At 65.0% G+C, this 21,690-nt stretch carries 27 protein-coding genes; 13 read left to right on the forward strand and 14 right to left on the reverse strand.

What is annotated here, in order from left to right; translation table 11 throughout:
• Positions 1 to 126 precede the first annotated feature (126 nt).
• The 3 genes from WME96_RS33360 (at position 127) to WME96_RS33370 (ending at position 3,208) form a co-directional block, all read left to right on the forward strand.
• Positions 127 to 1,329, forward strand: a complete 1,203-nt coding sequence (locus tag WME96_RS33360) for a hypothetical protein (RefSeq protein WP_437285622.1) — start codon at positions 127 to 129, stop codon at positions 1,327 to 1,329.
• A 456-nt stretch (positions 1,330 to 1,785) separates the two neighbouring features.
• Entirely contained in the window at positions 1,786 to 2,904 is a 1,119-nt protein-coding gene (locus WME96_RS33365) for a hypothetical protein (protein ID WP_437285623.1), read from the forward strand.
• 121 nt (positions 2,905 to 3,025) lie between these two features.
• The gene (locus WME96_RS33370; protein WP_437285624.1) at positions 3,026 to 3,208 is read left to right on the forward strand and encodes a hypothetical protein; all 183 of its coding nucleotides are present in this window, start codon (positions 3,026 to 3,028) and stop codon (positions 3,206 to 3,208) included.
• 884 nt (positions 3,209 to 4,092) lie between these two features.
• Here the strand turns inward: WME96_RS33370 and WME96_RS33375 are convergent.
• The gene (locus WME96_RS33375; protein ID WP_437285625.1) at positions 4,093 to 4,671 is read right to left on the reverse strand and encodes a sigma factor-like helix-turn-helix DNA-binding protein; all 579 of its coding nucleotides are present in this window, start codon (positions 4,669 to 4,671) and stop codon (positions 4,093 to 4,095) included.
• A gap of 442 nt (positions 4,672 to 5,113) precedes the next feature.
• Between WME96_RS33375 and WME96_RS33380 the strand changes: the two genes are divergently transcribed.
• On the forward strand, positions 5,114 to 5,344 hold the full coding sequence (locus WME96_RS33380; RefSeq protein WP_437285626.1) for a hypothetical protein: 231 nt from the start codon (positions 5,114 to 5,116) through the stop codon (positions 5,342 to 5,344).
• Positions 5,345 to 5,417: 73 nt separating this feature from the next.
• On the opposite strand, the gene WME96_RS33385 is transcribed toward WME96_RS33380, so the two are convergent.
• The 10 genes from WME96_RS33385 to WME96_RS33430 form a co-directional block, all read right to left on the reverse strand.
• Positions 5,418 to 5,843, reverse strand: a complete 426-nt coding sequence (locus tag WME96_RS33385; protein WP_437285627.1) for a DUF6573 family protein — start codon at positions 5,841 to 5,843, stop codon at positions 5,418 to 5,420.
• A gap of 2 nt (positions 5,844 to 5,845) precedes the next feature.
• A complete protein-coding gene (locus WME96_RS33390) occupies positions 5,846 to 6,187 on the reverse strand; it encodes a helix-turn-helix domain-containing protein (protein WP_437285628.1) in 342 nt (113 codons plus the stop codon).
• Between the two features lie 105 nt (positions 6,188 to 6,292).
• A complete protein-coding gene (locus WME96_RS33395) occupies positions 6,293 to 7,069 on the reverse strand; it encodes a hypothetical protein (RefSeq protein ID WP_437285629.1) in 777 nt (258 codons plus the stop codon).
• Positions 7,070 to 7,182: 113 nt separating this feature from the next.
• Positions 7,183 to 7,740 (reverse strand): DUF6939 family protein, encoded by a 558-nt coding sequence (locus WME96_RS33400; RefSeq protein ID WP_437285630.1) that lies wholly within the window; start codon positions 7,738 to 7,740, stop codon positions 7,183 to 7,185.
• Positions 7,741 to 7,851: 111 nt separating this feature from the next.
• Positions 7,852 to 8,067, reverse strand: coding sequence for a hypothetical protein (locus WME96_RS33405; protein WP_437285631.1), 216 nt, complete (start codon positions 8,065 to 8,067; stop codon positions 7,852 to 7,854).
• A 218-nt stretch (positions 8,068 to 8,285) separates the two neighbouring features.
• On the reverse strand, positions 8,286 to 8,861 hold the full coding sequence (locus WME96_RS33410) for a hypothetical protein (RefSeq protein ID WP_437285632.1): 576 nt from the start codon (positions 8,859 to 8,861) through the stop codon (positions 8,286 to 8,288).
• On the reverse strand, positions 8,858 to 9,922 hold the full coding sequence (locus tag WME96_RS33415) for a tyrosine-type recombinase/integrase (protein ID WP_437285633.1): 1,065 nt from the start codon (positions 9,920 to 9,922) through the stop codon (positions 8,858 to 8,860). Before WME96_RS33415 ends, WME96_RS33410 begins: the two co-directional genes overlap by 4 nt.
• Positions 9,923 to 9,928: 6 nt before the next feature.
• Positions 9,929 to 10,153 carry a helix-turn-helix domain-containing protein gene (locus WME96_RS33420; protein ID WP_437285634.1) on the reverse strand — a complete coding sequence of 75 codons (225 nt, stop codon included), beginning with the start codon at positions 10,151 to 10,153 and terminating at the stop codon, positions 9,929 to 9,931.
• 2 nt (positions 10,154 to 10,155) lie between these two features.
• Complete coding sequence (locus WME96_RS33425) at positions 10,156 to 10,569, reverse strand: single-stranded DNA-binding protein (RefSeq protein ID WP_437285635.1); 414 nt, start codon at positions 10,567 to 10,569, stop codon at positions 10,156 to 10,158.
• 58 nt (positions 10,570 to 10,627) lie between these two features.
• Positions 10,628 to 12,529, reverse strand: a complete 1,902-nt coding sequence (locus WME96_RS33430) for a 5'-3' exonuclease H3TH domain-containing protein (RefSeq protein WP_437285636.1) — start codon at positions 12,527 to 12,529, stop codon at positions 10,628 to 10,630.
• A 303-nt stretch (positions 12,530 to 12,832) separates the two neighbouring features.
• On the opposite strand from WME96_RS33430, the gene WME96_RS33435 reads away from it, so the two are divergent.
• Complete coding sequence (locus WME96_RS33435) at positions 12,833 to 13,150, forward strand: hypothetical protein (protein WP_437285637.1); 318 nt, start codon at positions 12,833 to 12,835, stop codon at positions 13,148 to 13,150.
• On the opposite strand, the gene WME96_RS33440 is transcribed toward WME96_RS33435, so the two are convergent.
• Positions 13,125 to 13,607, reverse strand: coding sequence for a helix-turn-helix domain-containing protein (locus WME96_RS33440; protein ID WP_437285638.1), 483 nt, complete (start codon positions 13,605 to 13,607; stop codon positions 13,125 to 13,127). The genes WME96_RS33435 and WME96_RS33440 overlap by 26 nt on opposite strands.
• A 158-nt stretch (positions 13,608 to 13,765) precedes the next feature.
• On the opposite strand from WME96_RS33440, the gene WME96_RS33445 reads away from it, so the two are divergent.
• From WME96_RS33445 to WME96_RS33480, 8 genes are all read left to right on the forward strand, one after another.
• A complete protein-coding gene (locus WME96_RS33445; RefSeq protein WP_437285639.1) occupies positions 13,766 to 14,041 on the forward strand; it encodes a helix-turn-helix domain-containing protein in 276 nt (91 codons plus the stop codon).
• Positions 14,041 to 14,592 (forward strand): hypothetical protein, encoded by a 552-nt coding sequence (locus WME96_RS33450; protein ID WP_437285640.1) that lies wholly within the window; start codon positions 14,041 to 14,043, stop codon positions 14,590 to 14,592. The genes WME96_RS33445 and WME96_RS33450 overlap by 1 nt, the downstream gene beginning before the upstream one ends.
• On the forward strand, positions 14,574 to 15,686 hold the full coding sequence (locus tag WME96_RS33455; RefSeq protein WP_437285641.1) for an adenylosuccinate synthetase: 1,113 nt from the start codon (positions 14,574 to 14,576) through the stop codon (positions 15,684 to 15,686). The genes WME96_RS33450 and WME96_RS33455 overlap by 19 nt, the downstream gene beginning before the upstream one ends.
• On the forward strand, positions 15,686 to 16,450 hold the full coding sequence (locus WME96_RS33460; RefSeq protein ID WP_437285642.1) for a dCTP deaminase domain-containing protein: 765 nt from the start codon (positions 15,686 to 15,688) through the stop codon (positions 16,448 to 16,450). The genes WME96_RS33455 and WME96_RS33460 overlap by 1 nt, the downstream gene beginning before the upstream one ends.
• Positions 16,447 to 16,701, forward strand: a complete 255-nt coding sequence (locus WME96_RS33465; protein WP_437285643.1) for a hypothetical protein — start codon at positions 16,447 to 16,449, stop codon at positions 16,699 to 16,701. Before WME96_RS33460 ends, WME96_RS33465 begins: the two co-directional genes overlap by 4 nt.
• A 146-nt stretch (positions 16,702 to 16,847) precedes the next feature.
• A complete protein-coding gene (locus WME96_RS33470; protein WP_437285644.1) occupies positions 16,848 to 17,057 on the forward strand; it encodes a helix-turn-helix domain-containing protein in 210 nt (69 codons plus the stop codon).
• Complete coding sequence (locus WME96_RS33475; protein ID WP_437285645.1) at positions 17,054 to 17,506, forward strand: ERCC4 domain-containing protein; 453 nt, start codon at positions 17,054 to 17,056, stop codon at positions 17,504 to 17,506. Before WME96_RS33470 ends, WME96_RS33475 begins: the two co-directional genes overlap by 4 nt.
• Complete coding sequence (locus WME96_RS33480) at positions 17,503 to 19,092, forward strand: VapE domain-containing protein (RefSeq protein WP_437285646.1); 1,590 nt, start codon at positions 17,503 to 17,505, stop codon at positions 19,090 to 19,092. The genes WME96_RS33475 and WME96_RS33480 overlap by 4 nt, the downstream gene beginning before the upstream one ends.
• An 89-nt stretch (positions 19,093 to 19,181) precedes the next feature.
• Here the strand turns inward: WME96_RS33480 and WME96_RS33485 are convergent, their stop codons facing one another.
• Together WME96_RS33485 and WME96_RS33490 are read right to left on the reverse strand one after the other, a co-directional pair.
• Complete coding sequence (locus WME96_RS33485) at positions 19,182 to 19,901, reverse strand: hypothetical protein (protein ID WP_437285647.1); 720 nt, start codon at positions 19,899 to 19,901, stop codon at positions 19,182 to 19,184.
• Between the two features lie 376 nt (positions 19,902 to 20,277).
• A complete protein-coding gene (locus WME96_RS33490; protein WP_437285648.1) occupies positions 20,278 to 21,012 on the reverse strand; it encodes a hypothetical protein in 735 nt (244 codons plus the stop codon).
• Between the last annotated feature and the right edge of the window lie 678 nt (positions 21,013 to 21,690).

Here is a 21,690-nt window from a genome sequence, read left to right on the forward strand (position 1 = left end):
CGTGCAGCGGCCACAGTCCACATCCACGGGCGTCCAACCAATACTCGTATCCGGTGGGCACAGAGGGGCTGTTCGGTCTTTGCTCGTATACCAACAAAGAAGGCGCTACCCATATTGAGCATCGACATGCAAGACGAGACTTTACCGAGGGTTCCTCGATTCAATGCCTGGCGCGAGTGGAAGCCGATCATCGCAACCTGCAACGAAGACGAGTTCTTTCGCACCGAGGACGCCGCCCGTCGGCTGCCGTCGCCTCAAACGAAGGCCATCTACCTATATAGCGAATTCACCGGCTGCACAGGCATTGAGTTCGTCTTAATTTCCAACACAAGCGACAAAGCTTCATTCCGAAGGCTTCCACACGGAATAATAATCGTACCGTGTCCGCAACCACCATTCTCCACGCCCCCCGACGTGTCGCTCTATGACGGATGGATGCCGCTCAGCGACAGCTCGCCCGAAGTCATCACAAAAGGCATATCCGACCTCGACGAGACCATTTCCCTGTGGAGCCACGTCTTCGACAGCTCAACTCAGATGTTCATCAAGTACGTCGAATGCGTCGGCGGGCGTCCACCCATGTGGATAGTCGAAGACAGCGACTACGAATCAATAGATCGGATCTCGGCGCGGCTACGCGAACTTCCCACCGTGCTTCAAACTGCAACAATACGGTCTCTACACTGGCGGCAACATGCACAGGCACAAATTCGTCCCACCGATAAGCTGCTTGCGCTCTGGCAGGCCTTCGAAAGCCTTCTGGCTGCCGCATACGACTACGCCGCAGAGCTCGAGCTACCCATTGACGATCCAATGCGTCTACTCTCAAAGCGCCAGCGAAACAAATTTAAGGCCGAACTTGCAAAAAAGATCATCGACGCCGAATTCCAGGCCAACCCACTGGAAGCGGTCCAACACGCCTACTTTGATGCCGTAAAAGGGATTCGTCGCCGATGCGAAGCAGCCCTCAGAGCGATCATAGGGCCCGACGACCCCAGAATCCATCAAATGTTCGACACTGATCCATCTATTTGGTCACCGAACAGAATACGAAACTTATTAATGCACGAAGGCTGCTCCGCAACTGAAGTCGAGATCGCCTGCGACATTCGCTCCCGCGTCGAATCATTGGACGATTTGGTAGTCGAGATCATAACGAGGATTCTACGAAGGCGATGGCTCGGAGAACCGCTTAGCACACGCCAGCGGCAGGCCACCATATCCCACATTCCTCTAAACACAATACCCTGTGCTCCTCGCGGGGGCTTCGTCGTTCAAGGTAACTTTACCATTAGCTTCCAATTGATGTGGGCAAAGGGCCTCCGTTAGGCGAGTGTCGACGCCGCGCCCACTGAGCCCGTCGTAGCTCTCCGCTCGCGCGTCGCGCCCGGTCCCGTGCGGAACTCGCGTACCTCGAGCGCCTGCGGCAGGTACGACCGTGGGACTCGCTTTCGTCCACAACGGAACACCGAGGGCCGCTCGCCGGGAGCATGCGGCCGGGTTCCCCCTGCCGGGGGCAGAGGCTCGGATGGCCTCGCAGAGGGATGGCCTCGCAGCGTCGGAGCTCCGCGGCGGGCACCAGGCCGGCGGGGCGGATCCCGGGGCCGAGCTGGCGTGCTCGCGCAGCCCGGAGCCGGATGAGCGGGCGCTGCGGATGTGGAAGGCAGGCGGCTGGCGGGATCCCTGCCCTGCCGGCCCCCACACCGTGACGGCGACCCCCCTGCCGAGCAGCCCCGTCTTGACACGGGACGACATCTCGGATGGCCTCGCAGAGAACGGTGTTTTATGGACCTCAAGAAATTCGCAACACAGATTCAAACAACAGGGTTCCCTCTCGAACACAAGATAGCAACGCATCTTCGAAGCGCCGGCTGGTCCGTAATCGCAAACAAGTACTACATCGACGATCTAGAGGAAACCGTTCGCGAGATCGATCTAATTGCATATAGGGTTAGCGATATCTACAATATCGCTGTATACACCACCCTTATTATAAGCTGCAAGAAGAGCGAAACAAACGCCTGGATACTCCTCTCGCGCCCAATCAATTCACCCGATCCAAACACGGATTTTGAGCCGCTTCACGCATGGTCCAACGACAGTCCGCTGTCGCATATGATATCACGATCCACTTGGTCGCACAGATACTATCTGCGCGCACGGCAGCTTGGCGTTCGCACCGTCCTCGACACTCCATCCAGAGACATTTTTGCATTTCAAGAGATGAACCGAGACAGCGGTAAGCCTCACAATGATAAGGCTATTTTTTCTGCTATCACCTCACTGATGAAGGCCCAAGCCTACGAGCTAGATGCACTACCAAAACGACGCAAAGAGCCCGCCATCTATCAGTTCAATCTTCTGAACGTTGTTGATAGCGATATGGTGCGACTAGACTTTGATGACCCATCCGCAAACGCTACCGCCACATCGGTCACCGACGAGGTTTACGTCGCAAGATACATCATCAACAAGCGACAGACGTTCTCTCGCATCCAATTCCTCACGGCCGGAAAATTCCCAGCACTTATTGATGATTACAAAAAATTGCACGATGCCAACTGCGCAATCTTCGCCGAAGCACACGATCAGTTCTATGAAAATATATTCGAAGATGGATACGACATGCGATATCGAGTACTGCTGGAGAAGTTTCAGAAACAAATCAATTGGTCTATTTGGCATGCGCTGCATACCGTCAAAGGAAAGGCGAAAGATGTTACTATTCCGTGGATTCGCTCACACAAAGGTAACCTCTATATAGCGCTCGACGAGACAGACGATGATGACATTGAGTTTCTAAACTCCGACGAGTCAGTTAAGAAGGGGACCGCGGAGGCTCTAAAGAGAGTGTATCGATATGTTGGAGCGTTTGAGTTCGAGTCCGCGGACGTACCTTTCTAAGGTCACGCCCTACTGTGAGGGAACGGCAAATCGGTAACGTTGCCCAACGACTCGGCGACGGAAGCCTGCCCCCCGCCCGACGCTACGCAACCCGTTCCCTCGGCCTGTCGATACCTCGGGCATGATCGACCCTGACGAGCTCGACGCCATCGCTGAAGCTGTTCTCGCGGAGGAGGACGAAACCCTCTTCCTGCCTGTGGCCCCCGGCCTCGTGCTGGAGCTCGCGTACGACGGCTGCGGGCTGTTCGCCGCGACCTGGCGGGCCGGGTCGTGGTGGCGGGCGGTCGAGATCGGGGAGGCGTGATGCCTTGCCTGGCGTGCCTGCGGCAGGCAGGACCTCGGGAAGTACATACGCCTACAGCGGAACGAGCCAGGAGCGGCTTGCCGGGAGCACGGTGGCCGGACGCCCCCCTGACGGGGGCAGATTATATCCCTGGCCGGCTCGGTGTCAGGATGGGCTCTACCGAACGCGTATGGGGCAGAGGCTCGGATCGCCTCGCAGAGACGGAGCTCCACGGCAGGCAGCAGGCCGGCGGGGCCGACCACGCGGCCGAGGCTGTGACGCCGAACCCCACCAGCGACATAAGGCGAACGGGTGCGAGTGTGTTGGGGCGTGCCTGGCGGGCCCAACCGTTCCGGTGCGCCGGACCCGCCAGGCGGATGTGTCTCAAATTACCGTGCTGCGGATGTCGTCGACGGGGCCTGCCCGCCACTGCACTGGATAACGAACGCCCAGTGCCCGATGGTCATCAGCAGGGTCAGGGCGCCCGCCAGCAGATGACGGTTGCGTCTTGGAGCCGCGCTCACTACGGTAATCGTTGAGGATTGGTGCTTCGGTGCCATTCCTTCGACGCGCCCAGCCCCCTTGCCGGCCAAAGCACCGGGGGTTTTGGGCGCGTTCCTTTTTGTATCCTGTTTTTTCCGTCGCTGTTGCATAGACATACGGATTCTCCTTTCGGCTTCCAAAGTCCCCCGAAAAACCTGACTCGTCAAGACGCATACCGCTGAATCATTTCGAGATTTTTGCGGGAAGTGATGGCTTTATCAGGATAACAACATGGGGGTAACGTACGTGTTTCTCTGTAGAACGTATGTCTATAACGTCTATCGCGAACTCATTCGTTTTTGGCGGGAGAAATTCTCATCGACCGATGTTTTGGGAATCGTTTGTTGCAGCCCGGGGACGGGCTAGCGCGAGCGACGCCGCCGCTTAAGCACGGCGGCAAGGCGGCGACGCCCACGACGTAGCCGTGAGAACGCCGTCCCAACCGGCAGCCCCAGGCTCCGGGCGACCTCCGACACCTGCTCCCCCTCCCCGACCAGGAGCAGCACCCGGCGCTCCCGGGGCTCGACGAGCCAGAGCAGTTCGAGGAGGGCGCGCGCTTCGACCTCCCCATGGGGCGACGGCACCCGGTCGCGGCGGGCGACGTGGGCGAGCGGATCGGGGACGGCGACCTCTCGGCGACGGTAGGCTTTCTCGTAGTACTTCGAGGCCTGATGGAAGGCGATGCCGACCAGCCAGCGCTGGAGCGCGTACGTCGGGTCGAGCCAGGGCGCCGGCCGGTAGCGGCCCTCGCGGACGGCGACGACGGCGCCGATGATGCACTCCTGGAGCACGTCGTCGCGGTCGCGCACGGGCACGCCGCAGTTCGCCAGGACCGCGCGCAGCAGCTTGCTCTGGGCGAGGATCACCTCAGGCCTCACCTCGGTCGGCGGTGTTGTCGACGCGGCGGGCGGGCTCTTCGCCCCCTTCCGCGGCTTGCTCACCCGGCCCTCCCGCGCTCGGCCGGGCCGGCGGGCCTCGAGGAGCTGCCTGGATCGGCAGGCGACCAGGGGCGAGCGATGGACGGATCGATTCCTTGGCCCCAACTCGGGGCTCGAGATACACGGTTCATTTGTCGGACCTCGGTGACTCGGGGTTCGGCCACGCAGCCCGGGCGATTGCAGTCGCCGCGGGCTGCACTTCATTTGGCCTTCTAACAGCCACGATCACGGAGGCACAACTCACGCCAATGCTGCGCAGCCGTTTTCTGCGCCCGCGAAGCCACGGTGGTGATGAACGGCGGCCCTCGCGGATATTGTGACTCCGCAGCACATCATGACACCGCTGTCAGATCCTCAATTCAGCACCATGGCCAAGAGCCGGTGTCGGACGGCAGCTCTCCTGACGGTATCCAGCTTGCGAAATTCGCCGGCTGGAGGTTCCGCCATGGGTGATGTCAAGATGACGGGTCTGGTCCTGGCCGTGGAGTTCAGGGGGGAAGACGGCAAGCGCCAGGGGCCACTCGGGGCAGTCTACAAGGACGACGAGAAAGGCTGGAGCTGGGACGACTACTTGGAGCCAGGTGACCCGGTGACCGGCTTCGCGAGCTACCAGGAAGCGCTGACCGACATGCTGGCTACGCTCCAGGTCCCGACCGGCGACAACGTGGACGCGTAGGTCCCGCCGCTCTCCCCTTGCTCCGCCCTGCGCGCCACCGGCCGTACCCTCGGCAGCGCGCAGGGCTCCCAGATCAATCCTCGTCGGGAAGCATGATCGTGATGACGGGCTCGCACTCGTCGCCGGGCCCGCACAGCGCCTTGAGCTCCACGAGGGAAGGCGTGATGCAGTCGGTCACCATGTAGAGCTGGAAGAGGAGCTCGCTCTTGTCCTTCGCTCGGAGGGCGGCCCACCTGAACATCCAGAGGATGTCCCAGAGACGGCCTTCCTCGCCGTTGCCCGCGCGGATCGCTGCCGGCGTCAGCTTCACGTAGCGCCCCCAGACGGCGCTCGTCACGGCGACGGGGATCTTCACGCCGAGCTGGCGAGCCGTGGCGCTCACGTCAATGAGCACGCCGTCCTCGAGGGCCTGCCCGCGGGCGTAGGAGTAAATCAGCTCCTTCGTGATCTCGTCGTCGATCGCCGGCTTCCCTGCCGCTCCGTTTGTGTCGTGCGCCATGGTCACACCGCCCTCGCCAGCAGGGGGCGGCACAGGCCGCACGAGAGGCCGAGCTCCGCGCAGTCGCAGGGGGCTTCCCGGATCGGCACCACGCGCGCCTGCTTCGGCCGGATCCTCGGCTTCCTCGCCGACTTCGGCGCCGATGCGGGTCCCGGCTTCTCCTGGTCCCGCGAGTCAGGGCGGGGAGCGAACTTCAGGGCGGGGAACAGATCGAGCAACTGCGTGTAGTGGGACGCGATCGGGTTCATGACCCCGGACTCCCACTGGCAGACGGTGCTCTGCCGAACCTCCATCAGCTCGCCGAGCTCGTCCTGCGAGAGACCAGCCGCGGAACGTGCCTTCATGAGCGCTTGACCGAATGGCGTTCTCATTGGTGAACCTCCGACGCCGCTATCCCCGGGCCCGCGCGCTCCGCGGGACACCGGGGCTCGAAGCCGCGGCCGAGGTCGTCAGAGGCCGATCGCCTCGCGGATCGCGTCGGTCATCCAGGGCGCTCCGCGGAGGTAGTTCATCGTCGGGCTGAACTTGTCGACGCAGGCCTCGGGGAGCGCGCCCCTGCCCGCCTGCCCGCGGGCGACCTTCAGCACGACCGAGTGGAGCTTCGCGTCGTGGCCCAGGGCGAAGCGGCGCTTCGGGGCGAGCTCGGCACCGCAGCCACAGAGGCAGCGGCCGGTCGCGTTGGTGACCGCCTTCTTGGCCTTGGGCGCCTTGGGGGCCTTCGCGGCCTTGGCCTTCGGCGCCTTCTTGCTGCCTGCCGCCGGCTGCCCGGCCTCGCTGCCCTCCACGAGCTCCGCGGAGGCCTTCTCCTGGCCCTCGACGGCCGTCTCCGGGGCCCTCTCGCCCACCTGGGCCTCGCTGCCCTCCGTGGCCCTCTCCTGGGGCTTCTCGACGTCGTTCGCGGCCTCGATGGCCGGCACGACCTCGGGCGCCTCGGTGACCGGGACGACCTCCTGCGGCTGGGAGACCGGCGCGACCTCGGGCGCCTCGGTGGCCGGCGCGCCTTCGACGACGGCGCTCGTCGGGCTCTCCTCCTCCTTCGCGGTCTTCTTCCTCGCCTTGATCCGGTAGACGTTGTTCGTCAGCGTCAGGATGCCGTTCTTGACGAGGTTGTTCGCAGCCCGGACATCGAGCCCACGGCTCTTGAGCTGCGCCATCTCGACGGCGCCGTGCTTGGCGACGAACTCGTAAACGATCTGCTGCGGCCCGGTGAGAGTCATCTTGTCCATGTCGTCCTCCTGCGCTGAAACCTTCACGCTACGTGCCAGTGCCTCTGACGCCTTGAGCCCCGGGCCCGCGCGCTCCGCGGGACACCGGGGCTGCACCCAAGCGCCGCTGCCTACTACGGCCAGTCGCCCGTGTTGAGGTACGTGGCCAATACCCACGCGTGCGACATCGGGCCGTTGCGGTCGATGCCTCTGCCCGTGTCGTGATCCCTCAGGTAGACCGGGCCGTCCCACGCCTTCGCGTCCTCGACCCATCGCCGGACCTGCTCTTGGTTCATCCACCAGTCGACCAGCCGCTTGAAGGCCGGGATGTAGATCGCTCGCCTGGCGTCGCCCGGGTTGGTGATCAGCGGCCTCCCTTCGCCGGCCCACGCGCCGATCGGCCTCCTCGCCTTGCCGCGCCGCCAATCCCCTGCGAGCGTCGCCTCGTCCGGCCGGTCGCCAGGCGCGAAGATCTTGGTTCCCTGCCAGAGGCACTCGACGGAGACCGCCGTGACATCCTCGTAGTTGTGAAGAATCGTTCGGTTCGTAGGGTTGCTCCAGACCCAGTTGCGGAAGGTGCCAATTTCGTTCGTGTCGTTCCTGCCGCAGGTGTTGATCACCAGCGCGTTCGGGTCATCGATGAGCGCGCGCATGCCAACAGCGGTGAACTTGCCCATATGCTGAATCGCCATTACCAGAACCTCCGCCTGAAAACCTTCAGGCTACGTACCAGTGCCTCTGACGCCTTGAGCCCCGGCCCGCGCGCTCCGCGGGACACCGGGGTTCAGGACGCGGCGGGCCGGTCAGCAGACGAGGAAGTACTCGCGCACCCAGACGCGGGCCTTCTCGACGTGAACCACGCCGTGACGCTTCCACTGCCCACGATTCGGGCCGCTCTGCTCGCGCGCGAAGAGCACGCCGTACTTGTTGAAAGCGACGTCCTGAATACGGCCACCCGCCTCGGCGAGCTCCTCGAGGATCGCGAACACCTTGCTGTGTTCCATAACCGTGCTGTCCATCGCTCCACCTCCGCCCGACAAATTTTTCACTCGACGTGCCAAAGCTTCATGCGGCCGTCGGTGGGCAACACAGATCCTCGAGACCGCGCCCGGAGGCGCGAAATCATGAAAGCGGTGTCATGTATCGAGAGCCACAGCGTTTTCGAGAAACGTTCGCGAGGCCTCGGAGAAGTCTCCCGAAATAGTATGACGGTCGTGTCATGTATCTGGCAGGCACGTCATGGTGTGCGCCGCCGGAACGAATAGGCTCCTCGGAGCACACCCATCTCAGCACCAGACTCGCTTGCTCCGCCGGCCAGGAGCACGAGAGAACTTCGCAGCGCATCCGCCGCATCCCGGTGGCTCCCCTCGGGCGACGCCAGCTCCCGCTGCGCCCGCTCCACGGCGGCTAGGGCGCGCCTCTGCCGAGCCAGCGCCGCCACCCGTAAGACGGCGCCCGTCGCGTCCGCCTCACGGTCGTGGTCGCGCAGCAGGCCTCGCAGGTAGCCGACCACCTCGGCGTGCATCAGGTCGTCGGTCACGGCCCCGGTCACCAGGGCAGCGGCGAGCGATCGATGTAGCGGCTCGCCGAAGTCCTCGGGCCTCAGGAGCGGATCGAGCTCGTTCGCCACGAGGCAGGCGGCGAGCGCTTCCCTCTCGGCCTCGAGGTCCACAGGCGGCCTCTCCTCCAGCGCCCTCCGCCACCCGACCATCCGCTGGACCGCGAGCACGGCCGCGAAGGCGGCGAGGACGCCATCGAGGATCCGCTTGAGCTCCCGCACCGCCCAGACGAGCTCCCCCCTCCTGAGCCTCACGACACCATGCGCTCCTTGATCATCGTCACCGGCGTGTCGAGCAGCGTCACGGCATCGCGCCGGATGTCCGGTGAAAGGTGACTGTACCGAAGCGTCATTTCCATGCTGCTGTGGCCGAGGAGTTCCTGGATCGCCTTGACCGCAACCCCCTTCATCGCCAGGTGGCTGGCGAAGGTGTGACGGAGCACGTGCCAGCCGATCCGCCGCAGCCCCGCCCGGTGGCACGCCCGCCAGAGCGGACGCCTGCACTCGCCTCGGCTGAGCATGCGCCCGCCACGGGCCGCGAAGACCAGGCCGCCCGCGAACTTGGAGGGCAGCTCCTTGAGCACCGCGACGGTCTCGGGCGACAGGGGCAGCTCCCGACCCTTGCCGCTCTTCGGCGTGCCCACGATCCCGCGCGCGACCGCCCGGCGCACGTTCAGCCGACCGGTCACCAGGTCGACGTCGTCCCAGCGGAGCGCGAGGAGTTCGCCGTGCCGCAGCCCGGTCCGCAGGGCGAGGAGCATCATCGGGCGCCACTCCCGCTCCGCCCCGTCGAGCAGCCGTGCGGCCTCGTCGAAGGTGAGGAAGTCGAACTCGGGCAGCGGGGTCGGGAGCCAGCGCATCGAGGGGACCGTAGCGAGCCGCCCCCACTCCTTCGCGACGGTGAAGACCCGATGCAGGACGGTGAGCTGGTTGTTGATCGTCTTCGGCGCGAGCCCCGCCGAGACCTGCTTCGCCTTGAACTTCTCGAACTGCTGCGGCCCGATGGCGTCGAGGCGGAACTCGCCGAAGAAGGGGACCAGGTGCTTGTCGATGATCGTCTTCTTGGTCTCGACCTCCGAGGGCTTGTTGTTGGTGACGGCGTAGGTCTCCACGAACTCCTTGGCGAACTCCTCGAACTTCGGTACCGCCACGGTGAGCTTCAGGGAGACCTCGAGGCGACTGCGCTCCTGCCGCTCCAGGGCGAGCGCCTCCGACTTGCTCACCTCGCCCACGGTCTTGCGGATGCGGTTGCGCCGCCCGTTCCGCCAGATGACGATATCGATGACCCACGAGCCTTTACGCCGACGCACCGTCATTTCGCATCACCTCTTCTGCTTGTGCTTCTTGTCAGCAGCGGCCCATTCCAACACAGCAGGACGGTAGATGCGAAGTATGCGCTTGAATCTCTTGACACCAGGGATCCCCCCATCCCGTATGAGCCCATACACCGTCTTCCTGCTGATGCGCAGATACGCCGCGAGCTCTTCAGGGGTGAAGAAGTCCTCATCGGACGAGGCTTCCGCCTTCGTGTTTGCCGGGGCACTCATGGTCAGAACGGAATGTCGTCGGTGGAACCGAGGCCAGGAGAGCCCGACGGCTGGTGGTCATCTCGGCCATGTCCGCCGCCGCTCTTCTTGTCGAGAAGCACGATGTTGGTCGCCACGACCTCAGTCTTGTAGCGCTTGTTGCCCTCGCGATCGTCGTAGCTCGACGTCTGGAGCCGCCCCTCCACGAGGATCTGCGAGCCCTTATGGAGGATGGGGGCCAGCGCTTCCGCGCGCTTGTTCCACAGGGTGACCGTGTGCCAGTCCGTGCGCTCCTTCTTCTCGCCTTCCTTGTCGAAGTACGGCTCGGTCGTCGCCATGCGCAGGTTCAGCACGGCTTGACCGGCCTGCGTGTACCGAAGGTCCGGATCGGCTCCAAGGTTGCCCGCCAGAATGACCCTGTTGATCCCGTACGCCATCGTCGTCTCCTACTTGCCCGCGCCGAAGTTCATCTCGTCTTCGCTCATGTCGTCCCCCTCACTCCGCGGCATCGGCCGCGGGCGCGTCCTCCAGTGCAACCGCCAGCATCCCGTGGGCGCGCGAGACGAGCGCCGAGAGCTTGTTGCCTGCCGCCGTCCCGAGCTCCGCCTCGATCGCCTCCCGGTCCTCGGGGGCGAGCTGCGGGAGAACCTCGTTCAGCTCCGCCCGGAGCTTCGCGTCGGGCGCGGCGACGCCGGCCGCCCAGGCCTTCGCGAGGTCCTCCCACGTCGCCGGCAAGGACGGCGGAAGCCGCAGGCGCGTCTTCGCGTAGTAGCTGGCGCTCTCGCGGGTGTGAAGGATGCGCCCCTTGTACCGGCCGATCGCGCGCGAGGTCTTGCTGCCCTTCTGCACCTCAACGGCCCAGTCCAGGAAGAACACGTGGTCAGCCCACGCGCGCCACATCTGCCGGGCCTCAACGCCGGTCGTCCCCGTCCCCTTGAGCTGGATGTCCCAGCGGCGGTAGATCTCCCCCGACGTGGTGGAAGCGTCCACGGTCTCGGCCGAATGCGCGATGATCCAGATGTGGACGCCAGTGCGGCGGATCGCGTCGAGCTTCGCCTGGACCTCGAACCAGAACGGCTCGGCGGCGGACCACACCTTCTTGAAGTCCTTGGCCTCCATGTGGCGGACCTTCTCCGCGCCGCATGCGGCCTCGTGGACGAGCCGCTCGATCCCGGACAGGGAGTCGAGCGCGAGGTGCGGGAACTGCCTCCTGCCCTCGGCGTCCGCGCTGTTCAGCTCCGCGAACACGTCGAGCGCCTGGTGGAGCTCGCCGATCGTGCGCGGCGTTTCCTTGAAGTGCGCCGGCTCGTGGTCGGGCGACGCGCCCTTGAGGCCTTCCTCGATCGGCACGATGAACACCCCGGGGATCGTCGAGACGAAGTGGGTTTTCCCGACGCCGCTCCGGCCGGTGAAGATGATCTTGTGCTTGCTCCGGTCCGGCGCTCGGGTGACCGAGGCCGCGGAGAAGCGCGATGGCGGCCGAGGCCTCGAGGCTTGGGCAGGTGGCGGGGAAGGCGGCGCCTTCGCGGGCGGCTGGCTCCTCGTCGGGGGCTGCTGCGCCTTGCCGTCGCTGGTGGGCCTCCCCTCGTCAGACACCGGCCGGATGCGGGAGGCCGAGCAGAGATCGAACTTCGCCAGCGCCTCCAGGATCGGCGCGTCGGTCCGTAGGGTGACGAGCTTGAGCGCCTGGTCGAGCAGGCCGACATTGGCGAGCAGCGACTCGCGGATGCTGTCCGGCCGAACCTTCCAGCTCCCGTCGTCGTTCTTCTCGTCGAGCGCCCTGAGCAGCCTCGTCACGGAGCCGAACTCGCCGAGGAGCCGCTTCGCGTGCTCCGCGCCGATCTTCGGCACGCCCTTGATGTTGTCGGCCGTGTCGCCGACCAAGGCGAGGTAGTCCCGCATCTGCTCGGGGCCGACGCCGAACTTCACCCGCACGTTCTCGGGCCGCACCAGGACGCCGTTCTGGATGTGGAGGAGCGACACCCGGTCGCTGAGAAGGGACAGGAGGTCCTTGTCCTGCCCGGCGATGACCACCTCGATCGGGGGGTCCTGCTCGCAGGCCCAGGCCGCGACCGTCGCGATGAGGTCGTCCCCTTCGAAGCCGCCCGCCTCCAGGACCTGGAACCCCATGGCCTTGAGCTCCGCGATGACCCGCGCGAGCTGGGCGCACCCGGCCTCGTCCTTCGGGGGCCGCTTCCCCTTGTACTCCGGGTCGAGCTCGTAGCGGAACGACCGCCCGGCGTCGCAGCAAACGGCGACGTGCGAGTACCTGCTCGCGAGCTGCCGAACCTTTCCTAGAACCAGCTCGAAAGGCGCGTCGATCGACTGGTGCTTCGAGCTGAACCAGCTCCACCAGAACAGGGCCGATAGATCCACGAGGAGCAGCGCCGTCGTCATCCTGACCTCCGGCACCCAGTTAAACACCAACTGACATCCCTGTCAACTAGTGCATGGGATGCCGTGGCCTCGCTGGCAGGAATCTGTCATCCTCGCCAGCGACACGGCCCGGCCAGCCTGCTCGCGGTTACTTGCTCCCGCCCCGGATCGTTTGTCGAAGCTCCACGGCGCACGAATTCGTCGCCGAACTTCGAGCAACCGGCCGCTCAAGGCGTCGACAAGTCACGACGAACCCATGGGCCCGGAGGGGGTGCCGCCTCGCCGAGCTCTCATTCCACGTCCCGACAAGGAGACACCGTGAGAGTGAACAACGTCTCGTCTGGAAGAATCGCGCGTGGCCACAAGTCAGACGACCGCGCGAAGGTCGCCACGGTGGCGAGTCTTCGCCGTGCGCCGCTGAAGAAGCTGCTCTCGCTCGCCATGACTGGCGGCGCCCGCCCGCTCAGCTTGTCGGCGGGGATCGATGCGGCAGTGATCGAGCTTGAAGTGATCTACCGCGCCCTCGACGCCCAGGGCGAGCAGTGGGCCGCGAGCGCGCTGCACCTGCTCCAGTGCCGGCTGCGCGCCCTTGCCGAGCTGGCTCGGAGGCGGGGAGCTACGCCGAACGCCGCCTACCAGTGAGCTTGACCTTGGACACGGCGGCCTCGAGCTGGTCCAACACGTCGGCCCAGTCCGGCGGCTCCAGGTCGGCGGCCTCCGGGTGCTTGGTGAGGGCTCTCGCCGCGGCAATGGCCGGGGCCGTCCACTTCCCCCGGTGGTAGGCGATCGCCGCCTCCAGAGGATGCGACAGGTCCGCGCCCACCGGTGCCCCAGTCCCGCCGCCCTCCATCTCGCCCCGGCCCGTGGCCAGCCACTCGTAGTTGACCTCGAGGACATCGGCGATCCGGCGCAGGATCTCCGGGGACAGCTTCATCCGCTCGCCCTTCACGACCCGGCTGATGTAGCCGCGCGACAGCTTCGCCTCGCCTTCGATGCCGTGCTGCGAGATGCCGCGCTTCTCCATGAGGAAGGCGACACGCTCGCCGAGGGTTGCAGGAGCGGAGGGCGGCGTCGCTAAGCTCGTGATTTTCGTGGGCATTTCGTTGTCTCCGTGGGCCTGATTTTAGCTGACACCTGTCAGCCGCGCAAGTACCAGCCGAAATGTGCACCGAAAGCGTGCCATCCTTGGACGTTCGCGACCTGTCAGCACAAGGATGACTATTGACATCCCTATCGGCTGGTGATAGTCTGCCGGGCATGCAGCGGCTCACCAAGACCCAGCTCGACAAGCACTTCTCCGAAGGTTCGAGGCAACTCTGGCTCCTGATGCAGACGCGGATGTGGACGCAGCGGGACCTCGCCCGTGCACTGGCGAAGGACAGCAGCGTCATCAGCCGCTGGCTCTACGGGAGCAGAGCCCCCGATCGCCACTCGGCCCTCCACATCCAGAAGATCCTTGGCATCGACCCCTCCCTGTGGGGCAAGCAACCGCTTGAGGCCTTCGTCCCGCCGGCCGCCCGGGAGGCCGCGTGATGGACGCGCTCGCCGCAGCACAGCGGGCGCTGTCCCGCCCGGGAGCGCTCCTCGTTATCGACGTCGACGGCACGCTCGCCGACGACGTGGCACGCCGGCATCTGCGGCCCGTCGCGGCCCCGCACTGCCTCAGCGGCCTCACCGCCGCCCAGATCGACAAGTACATGGCGCCCGAGCTCGTGGCGCGGGACGCGTGCGTCAGCGGCGCCCAGCGGTTCCTCGTCTCCCTGCTGCGCCATCTCCCGCTGCGCGGTCGGAACCTCACGGTCGTGACGGCGCGCTGGGACACGCTGCGCGCGATCACGGAGCTCTGGGCGACGGTGAACTACGGGTTTCTGCGCCCGTTTCCGCTCCTCATGCGCCGGTGGGGCGATTCGAGGCCGTCCGTCGAGGTGAAGCTGGAACTCGTCCTCCAGCGCGGCACGCACGGCGTCTGGCTCGACGACGACCCGCAGATGCTCGCCGCGGCGGAGCAGCACGGCTTCGTCCCGCTGAAGGCACCCGAGGTCTACGGCCACACGGAGGCAGCCCAATGCTCGACGGAAGGGTGAACATCCTGCTCGACGCCCAGTGGGGGAGCAGCGGCAAAGGCAAAGCTTCACCCTGGCTCGCTGAGCGGCACGGCGTGACGATCGCGTCGTCGTCGAACATGCCCAATGCCGGCCACACCGTGGTGCGCGACGGGAGCAAGTACGTGTTCAAGTGCCTGCCCGCCGCGTCGATCGCGAGCTCCGTCAAGACCGTGCTGCTCACGGGCGCCAGCGTCTTCGACATCCAGCAGTTCAAGACCGAGGCCTGCTGGACGACCGCAGGCATCCTCATCCACGAGCGAGCCGTCATCCTCCAGGAGCGCCACCGCGAGCAGGAGCGGACGTGCGCGGGCCTGACGGTGATCGCCTCGACGCAGCAGGGCTCCGCTGCGGCCGCGGTCGAGAAGATGATGCGCAACCCGGAGGTCGTCGCCGCGGCCCACAGGGACGCGTTCTGGCCGGATCGCGTCGCCAGCTCGTTCGAGTGCAGGTCCATCCTGCTGGACAGGCTTGAGAAGGGCGAGGCGGCGCTGCACGAGGTCTCGCAGGGCTACGCGCTCTCGCTCGATCACGGGAGCGCGTATCCCCACTGCACGAGCCGCAACTGCACCACAGCGCGCGCGCTCGACGACCTCGGTGTCAGCCCTCGGCTGCTCGGCGACGTCTACCTCAACGTGCGACCGTACCCGATCCGGGTGGGCCATATCATGCACGAGGGCCAGGTGCTCGGTCACTCGGGCGGCTTCTACCCCGACTGCGAGGAAACCGACTGGGAGACCGTCGGACGGCTCGCGGGCATGCCCGACGAGCAGATCCAGAAGCTCTACAACACCGAGCTCACGACCGTCACGAAGCGGCTCCGCCGCGTATGCACCTTTAGCTGCATGGGCTTCGTGGATGCCGTTCGGGCGAACGGCGCGACGAAGATCATCTTGAACTTTGCCAATTACCTCGACTGGAGCGTCAACGGCGCCCGTGGCGAGGTGCCCGTCGATGACCTGCCCGCGCGAGTCCGCGACTTCGTGCGGCTGCTCGAATCCCTCTCCGGCTGCCCGGTCGTCGCGATCGGCACCGGTGCTGACCACAACGACGTTCTCATCCCCAGGAGGCGGTGATGGATCAGGTTCGTCAGGAGTTGTTTGCGAACTTCTCTCGCGTGATGGACGCAGCTCGGCATGTCTTCGAGCAGAGAAGTCGCTCGTACGGCACTTCGAACATCGCGGAGAGCGGCGAGGACGGCGTGCTGCTCCGCATGAAGGACAAGTTCGCCAGGATCAGCAACAAGGACATCCCGGGCGAGAGCGTCGACGACACCCTGATCGACCTCATGAACTACGCCGCGATCCTGCTGCTCCTGCGCGGCGGGAAGTGGCCGGGCTACCAGGCGGGCTCGGCGCAGCGCGACCTCGGCCGGTCCCTCCAGGTGCTCGACAGCGGCGCGGCCGGCATCTCCGCCCCCGCGCTCGATGGCGACGTCGGCTACGACCTCCGGGCGGCGCGCGACGTCACCGTGCCCGCGGGGCTGGCCGGGCCGACGTACATCCCGACCGGCGTGCGCGTGAAGGCGCCGGAGGGGACCTGGCTCCGGATCGTCGGCCGCTCCAGCACCACCCGGCTCGGGCTGCTGACCGCGGAGGGGGTCATCGACAACGCCTACACCGGGGAGCTCCTCGTCGCCTGCTTCAACTTCTCCGGCCGCGACATCACCGTCCGCGCGGGCGACCGGCTGGCCCAGCTCATCTGCTGCCCGATCCTCACGCCGAAGATGGCGCTCGTCGAGCAGCTCCCCGTCACGGCGCGGGGGACGAAGGGGTTCGGATCGACCGGCGAGGCCGTCAGCAGCTCCGCGGCGCCGGCTGTCGCTGCGGTCGGGGCATGAGCCGGTCCGAGGTCCTGACGGAGCTGCGCCGGCTCCTGGAGGGGCTGCCGGAGCCGTGGCCCGAGGTGGTCCTCTTCGTCGTCCGGCGCATCGCGTCCGGCCAGCCTGGCGTGCGACGAGAGGGCATCTCGACGGCCGCGGAGTGCGCCGCGCACGCATGCGACGTCGCGATCGAGCGGATCGCCGAGTTCCTCCAACACGGCCCTGACGCCGTGGTGAGCCCGACCGGCATCTCGGCGCCGCGGCGATAAACAGCGCCGCGCGAGCGGCCACAGAGAGCGAGAAACGCGCGCGCTTGGCGGCGCATAGGCCGCCTTGCGCGCGATTTCTGGGGATAGACGACTTTGAGCCGACGCAAGACGCGTGTCGGCCAAGGGCTCAAGAGGGTTCCGTTCTGATGCGCACGGAAGGCCAAATCCGGCTTCTCAAGTTGACGCGGAAGTACACGCAGGCTCGCGTCGCGCGCAAGTGCGGCGTGAGCCAGGCCGTCATCAGCCTCTGGATCTCGGGCAAGCGGAAGCCGGACTACGAGAACCGCAAGACCATCTTCGAGCAGTACGAGATCGCGATGGACGCCTGGGATCGCGCTGCGGAGCAGGGGACATGAGCGACGGCATCGTCCTGGTCATCGACACGCGCGAGCAGCGGCCCTGGGCCTTCTCCGACGAGGTAACGACCGTGCGGGCGACGCTCTCCTCGGGCGACTACTCGGTCCATGGCCTCGAGGACCGTATCCGGCTCGAGCGCAAGGAGCTCGGCGACTTCGTGAACTGCTGCACCCGCGAGCGCGACCGCTTCGTCCGCGAGCTCGACAAGCTCCGCGCGTACGAGCTGCGGGCGATCGTCGTCGAGGCCTCCCTGCTCGACGTCGCGGCGCACCGGTACCGCTCGCGAGCGCTCCCCAAGGCGATCGTCGCGTCCGCCGTCGCGTTCCACGTCGACTACGGCGTCCCGACGATCTGGGCCGGCGACCACGCCAAGGCCGCGCGTATTGCCGAGATGACCCTGTGCCGGTTCGCCAGGAAGGCGTCCGAGAAGGGAACCGAGCAGGCATGAGCACGGCCATGAGGAAGGCCCAGGAGGACGAGCTGGCCGCCCCCCTCGTGAGGCTCGAGGAGTATCTCGAGGGCGACGCGTCGCGCGCGTTCACCGCAGACGTCATCAACGCGGCTGCCCGTCTGGAAGCGACCTCCGCCACCTTCCAGCGCGTCCTCAACATCGTGCAGCAGGCCGGGACGAGGATCCGTGACTGGCGGAACGCGGTCAACGTGCGGCGCCAAGAGCTCCTCGCGAAGCGTGCGGAAGAAGAACGACGACTGCGCGACGGCCAGCGCACGCCCGAGCAGAGGGCCATCGACCAGGTGCGTGCCGCTCTCCTTCTCGACGACGAGGACAGGCCGCGGCGGTCGCTCGCCAACCTGTCGACGATCCTGAGCCGTGACCCGCGCTGGGAGGGCAAGCTCGCGTACCATGCCCTGCGCGAGCGGGTGGTTATCGTCGAGCCCATCCCCTGGCACCTCGACGACGCGCCCGCGATGCCCGAGGTCGGCGACTGGAAGGACCACGACTCCACGAGGGCGGCTGCCTGGGTTTCTCGCGAATGGGACCTCGACATGCCCTCTGCGCCGGTGTCCGAGGTGATCGAAGCGGTCGCGCGGAAGCGGATCATCGACCCGCTGGTCGACTACCTCGGCGCTCTCCGGCACGACGGGACGGCGCGCATCGACACGTGGCTCTCGGTCTACCTGGGCGTTGAGGACACGCCGTACGCGCGCGCGGTTGGAGCGCGATGGCTGATTTCCGCGGTCGCACGCGCCTACAAGCCGGGCTGCAAGGTCGACTGCGTGCTCATCCTCGAAGGCCGGCAAGGGATCGGCAAATCGAGCGCTCTCCGTGCGCTCTGCGCGGACCCAACCTGGTTCTTCGACGACGAGCTCCCGTTCGGCGACAAGGACGCCGCGCAGACCATACGGGGCAAGTGGATCATCGAACTCGGCGAGCTGTCGTTCATGAACCGCCACGAGCTCGCGGTGATCAAGTCGTTCATCACGCGCCAGGTCGACACGTACCGTCCGAGCTTCGGGCGACGGGCGGTCGACATCCCACGGCACTGCGTGTTCGCTGGCTCCACGAACGAGGAGACGTACCTGCGGGACGAGGAGAACCGGCGCTTCTGGCCCGTACGGTGCAGCAAGATCGACCTGGCCGCGCTCGAACGCGACCGCGACCAGCTGTGGGCTGAGGCCACGTCCCGCTTTCTCCGCGGTGAGCCCTGGCACGTCGACTCTGCCGAGCTTGCTGCCCTCTGCCGAGCGGAACAGGAGCAGCGCGTCCAGACGGACCCCTGGGACGAGATGGTCAGCAACTGGCTCGGTCAGCTCCTCGTCAAGCGCTGCGAGGCGTCGCTCCGTGGCGACAACTGCCTGTGCGTTCGATGCAAAGGCGTAACCCCAGCCAAGGTGCTCACGGCAGCGATCGGCGTGGAGCCGAGCCGGCAGACCAAAGCCGACGAGAACCGCGTCACGGCGATTCTGAAGAGATTCAGCTGGCAGCGAGGAAAACTTGCTCGACGCGACGGGGTTCGCATCAGGCCGTTCTACCCACCAATACAGGAGAGCAGCGACGTCCAAAGATCCAATTGAATGCCGGGGACACCTGACAGCCACCAGCACATCGCGGAGGCGCTCAGCACACAACTTCCGCGCAAGAATGGGTGCCCCAATCAGCCCTATTACTTCAAATCCACATCCATAAATTGTCGTTCTGTCTGGGCTGGCGCTGCATTGAATTTATTGCGTTCCGGCTTGCCATCGTCGGCGGAGCCACGGTGCAAACCAGCGGGAAGCGAAGGCAACACTGACACGGAAGTAAACGGAGTTTCTCCACCAGTTGATGCACTCACCGGCGTCGGCGCTAATACCGGTGGAACGGACACAGGCGTCAGCGAAGGCAGCTCGGGCACACCTTGAGGCGGATCGAGACTCGCGCAGTCGGTGAACCTTGCAGACACGTACTTTTGTGCATCGACCAAAGATTCATCTGGTCTCGCGAACTGAAACTGGTTCCGAATCTTTGTCCCGACCAGGCGATGCTTCTCGGCAGAGCTCAGAGAGGCCAGCAAGCGCTCCTTGTCGGGAAGCGCCTTCGGAGTGACCGTCAGAACAGCCCCAAGTGCACCGACGATCGCTGCCGCCTTCCTTCGTCCGGCGCTATTTAGGAAGCCGGCAAGACCGCTCCCGACCGCAGAGATGACTGCGCCAGCGATCATGAAGACGTTCGACCACATGACGACGCTATCGACTCTCGACCGAAAGTAAGCGACGTTGTCGTTGCACGCCTTGACCTGCTCCTCGAGCCCGTCGTCCTTCGGTTCCGCGAAGACCTCTTGAACGGCAAAGATCGACGCCGCCATCACCCCTGCGGCGAGTGCTGCTCTTAGACGCGATGCCATAGAACGCTGCCCCCTTCCTACGTCCACGCGATCCAGTGCGTGGCCGCGGATGTGCTACCATCTCATATCATAGACCACACTGCGAGCAACGGCGGAAACCTGCTGCCGCTGCTGAATCCCCCCTGTTCTGTCTCCCGCCAGAGGCGGCCATCGGTGTGGAGCCGAGCCGGCAGACGAGAGCTGACGAGAACCGAGTTGATGCTATTGTGAAGAGATTCCGTTGGCAGCCAGGGAAACTTGCTCGGCGCGACGGGGTTCGCATCAGGCCGTTCTATCCGCCAGCATAGCGGAGCAGTAACGACTGATGCCCATGGGTTGGGCTATCGCACCATAGCTACACCACATTTTCGTCATCAGCCCCGCCTATTTTATTCTATCAGTCTAGAGGCATAGGTTTTGCAAAATTCATTGGCGTCTCTTTGGACTTTGCAGGCACTCCGGGCTTTGCAAAATTCATGGGCTTTGATTTGGTGTCAGCTGCGCTAGCAGAAGACGTAGGTGGGTTTGGAGGCATAGCCATAGCTCCACGAAATCCTGTTGACGAAACAGGCTCCTCTAACGCCTGCGTCGACGCCATTGACTGTCCTGACGATATTGGCTGCATCGAAGGCAGCTCCGGCACGCCTTGAGGCGGGTCAAGACTCGCGCAGTCGGTGAACCTGGCGGACACATACTTTTGTGCATCGACCAAAGATTCGTCTGGCCTCGCGAACTGAAACTGGTTCCGAATCTTTGTCCCGACCAGGCGATGCTTCTCGGCAGAGCTCAGAGAGGCCAGCAAGCGCTCCTTGTCGGGAAGCGCCTTCGGGGTAACCGTCAGAACGGCCCCCAGCGCTCCAGCGATTGCTGCTGCTTTCCTTCGTCCGGCGCTATTCAGGAAGCCGGCAAGACCGCTCCCAACCGCGGAAATGATGGCACCAGCGATCATAAAGACGTTCGACCACAAGACAACATCATCGATTCTGGATCGAAAATAGGCGACGTTATCGTTGCAGGCTTTGACCTGCTCCTCGAGTCCGTCATCCTTCGGATCGGCGAGGACATCCTGCGCTGTAAGAATCGACGCCGCCATCACCCCAGCGGCGAGTGCTGCTCTTAGACGTGACGCCATGGAACGCTGCCCCCTTCCTGCGTCCACGCGATCCTGTGCGTGGCCGCGGATGTGCCACCATCTCATATCATAGACCACACTGCGAGCAACGGCGGAAAACTGCTGCCGCCCCTGCTGCCGCCCCTGGCTCGCTCCCCGCCCGAGCAGCCCCGTCCTGGCGCGAGCTGGCCCTGTCCTGCGCCTCGAGGACGGTCGCAGCCATCACCCTAGCCAGCCGACGGTCGAGCTCCAGGGAGACGCCCTCTCTTAGTTCACGCAAGACGCATACCGCTAATGTCACAGCGTCACTCTCGTCTGCTTTTTGTGCGGTCTTCCGGACCGTTACAGCGCCGCTGCATGCATGTAATTATTTCACTAAGGACGGATTGCATCCATCCAGCGGGAGAGAAGATCACCCGCGTACGTCTCTATAGAGAGAGGGCAGTGACGTAGTGACGCCCATTCAAGAGACACGGCGAAGAACGGGGTCGGAGGCCGTCACAGGGGGCGTCACCGACCGTCACAGCCTGTTATACTACATGTGACACTAGCGGCATGGGGCTTGCGTTACGGGTTGGCAGGAGGCCGGTAGAGCAAGGGTCCGACGCAACGGAGAACATTGACGCGATACCGGGCGGCGTGTTTAGGGGGCATTCGCAGGATCTTGACGCCAGAAGACGGCCGTGTATCGCGCGAACA

Origin of the sequence: Sorangium sp. So ce406 (genome assembly GCF_051474675.1) — a bacterium.
GTDB classification, from domain to species: domain Bacteria; phylum Myxococcota_A; class Polyangia; order Polyangiales; family Polyangiaceae; genus Sorangium; species Sorangium cellulosum_G.

Excerpts from the sequence above, each read along its gene's own strand:
- WME96_RS33370 (WP_437285624.1), top strand. The coding sequence starts at position 3,026 with ATGATCGACCCTGACGAGCTCGACGCCATCGCTGAAGCTGTTCTCGCG.
- WME96_RS33405 (WP_437285631.1), bottom strand. The coding sequence starts at position 8,067 with ATGGACAGCACGGTTATGGAACACAGCAAGGTGTTCGCGATCCTCGAG.
- WME96_RS33475 (WP_437285645.1), top strand. The coding sequence starts at position 17,054 with ATGAGCGACGGCATCGTCCTGGTCATCGACACGCGCGAGCAGCGGCCC.
- WME96_RS33485 (WP_437285647.1), bottom strand. The coding sequence starts at position 19,901 with ATGGCATCGCGTCTAAGAGCAGCACTCGCCGCAGGGGTGATGGCGGCG.
- WME96_RS33360 (WP_437285622.1), top strand. The coding sequence starts at position 127 with ATGCAAGACGAGACTTTACCGAGGGTTCCTCGATTCAATGCCTGGCGC.
- WME96_RS33470 (WP_437285644.1), top strand. The coding sequence starts at position 16,848 with ATGCGCACGGAAGGCCAAATCCGGCTTCTCAAGTTGACGCGGAAGTAC.
- WME96_RS33450 (WP_437285640.1), top strand. The coding sequence starts at position 14,041 with ATGGACGCGCTCGCCGCAGCACAGCGGGCGCTGTCCCGCCCGGGAGCG.
- WME96_RS33440 (WP_437285638.1), bottom strand. The coding sequence starts at position 13,607 with ATGCCCACGAAAATCACGAGCTTAGCGACGCCGCCCTCCGCTCCTGCA.
- WME96_RS33395 (WP_437285629.1), bottom strand. The coding sequence starts at position 7,069 with ATGGACAAGATGACTCTCACCGGGCCGCAGCAGATCGTTTACGAGTTC.
- WME96_RS33390 (WP_437285628.1), bottom strand. The coding sequence starts at position 6,187 with ATGAAGGCACGTTCCGCGGCTGGTCTCTCGCAGGACGAGCTCGGCGAG.
- WME96_RS33465 (WP_437285643.1), top strand. The coding sequence starts at position 16,447 with ATGAGCCGGTCCGAGGTCCTGACGGAGCTGCGCCGGCTCCTGGAGGGG.
- WME96_RS33445 (WP_437285639.1), top strand. The coding sequence starts at position 13,766 with ATGCAGCGGCTCACCAAGACCCAGCTCGACAAGCACTTCTCCGAAGGT.
- WME96_RS33425 (WP_437285635.1), bottom strand. The coding sequence starts at position 10,569 with ATGGCGTACGGGATCAACAGGGTCATTCTGGCGGGCAACCTTGGAGCC.
- WME96_RS33415 (WP_437285633.1), bottom strand. The coding sequence starts at position 9,922 with ATGACGGTGCGTCGGCGTAAAGGCTCGTGGGTCATCGATATCGTCATC.
- WME96_RS33430 (WP_437285636.1), bottom strand. The coding sequence starts at position 12,529 with ATGACGACGGCGCTGCTCCTCGTGGATCTATCGGCCCTGTTCTGGTGG.
- WME96_RS33490 (WP_437285648.1), bottom strand. The coding sequence starts at position 21,012 with ATGGCGTCACGTCTAAGAGCAGCACTCGCCGCTGGGGTGATGGCGGCG.
- WME96_RS33400 (WP_437285630.1), bottom strand. The coding sequence starts at position 7,740 with ATGGCGATTCAGCATATGGGCAAGTTCACCGCTGTTGGCATGCGCGCG.
- WME96_RS33385 (WP_437285627.1), bottom strand. The coding sequence starts at position 5,843 with ATGGCGCACGACACAAACGGAGCGGCAGGGAAGCCGGCGATCGACGAC.
- WME96_RS33460 (WP_437285642.1), top strand. The coding sequence starts at position 15,686 with ATGGATCAGGTTCGTCAGGAGTTGTTTGCGAACTTCTCTCGCGTGATG.
- WME96_RS33480 (WP_437285646.1), top strand. The coding sequence starts at position 17,503 with ATGAGCACGGCCATGAGGAAGGCCCAGGAGGACGAGCTGGCCGCCCCC.
- WME96_RS33380 (WP_437285626.1), top strand. The coding sequence starts at position 5,114 with ATGGGTGATGTCAAGATGACGGGTCTGGTCCTGGCCGTGGAGTTCAGG.
- WME96_RS33420 (WP_437285634.1), bottom strand. The coding sequence starts at position 10,153 with ATGAGTGCCCCGGCAAACACGAAGGCGGAAGCCTCGTCCGATGAGGAC.
- WME96_RS33365 (WP_437285623.1), top strand. The coding sequence starts at position 1,786 with ATGGACCTCAAGAAATTCGCAACACAGATTCAAACAACAGGGTTCCCT.
- WME96_RS33455 (WP_437285641.1), top strand. The coding sequence starts at position 14,574 with ATGCTCGACGGAAGGGTGAACATCCTGCTCGACGCCCAGTGGGGGAGC.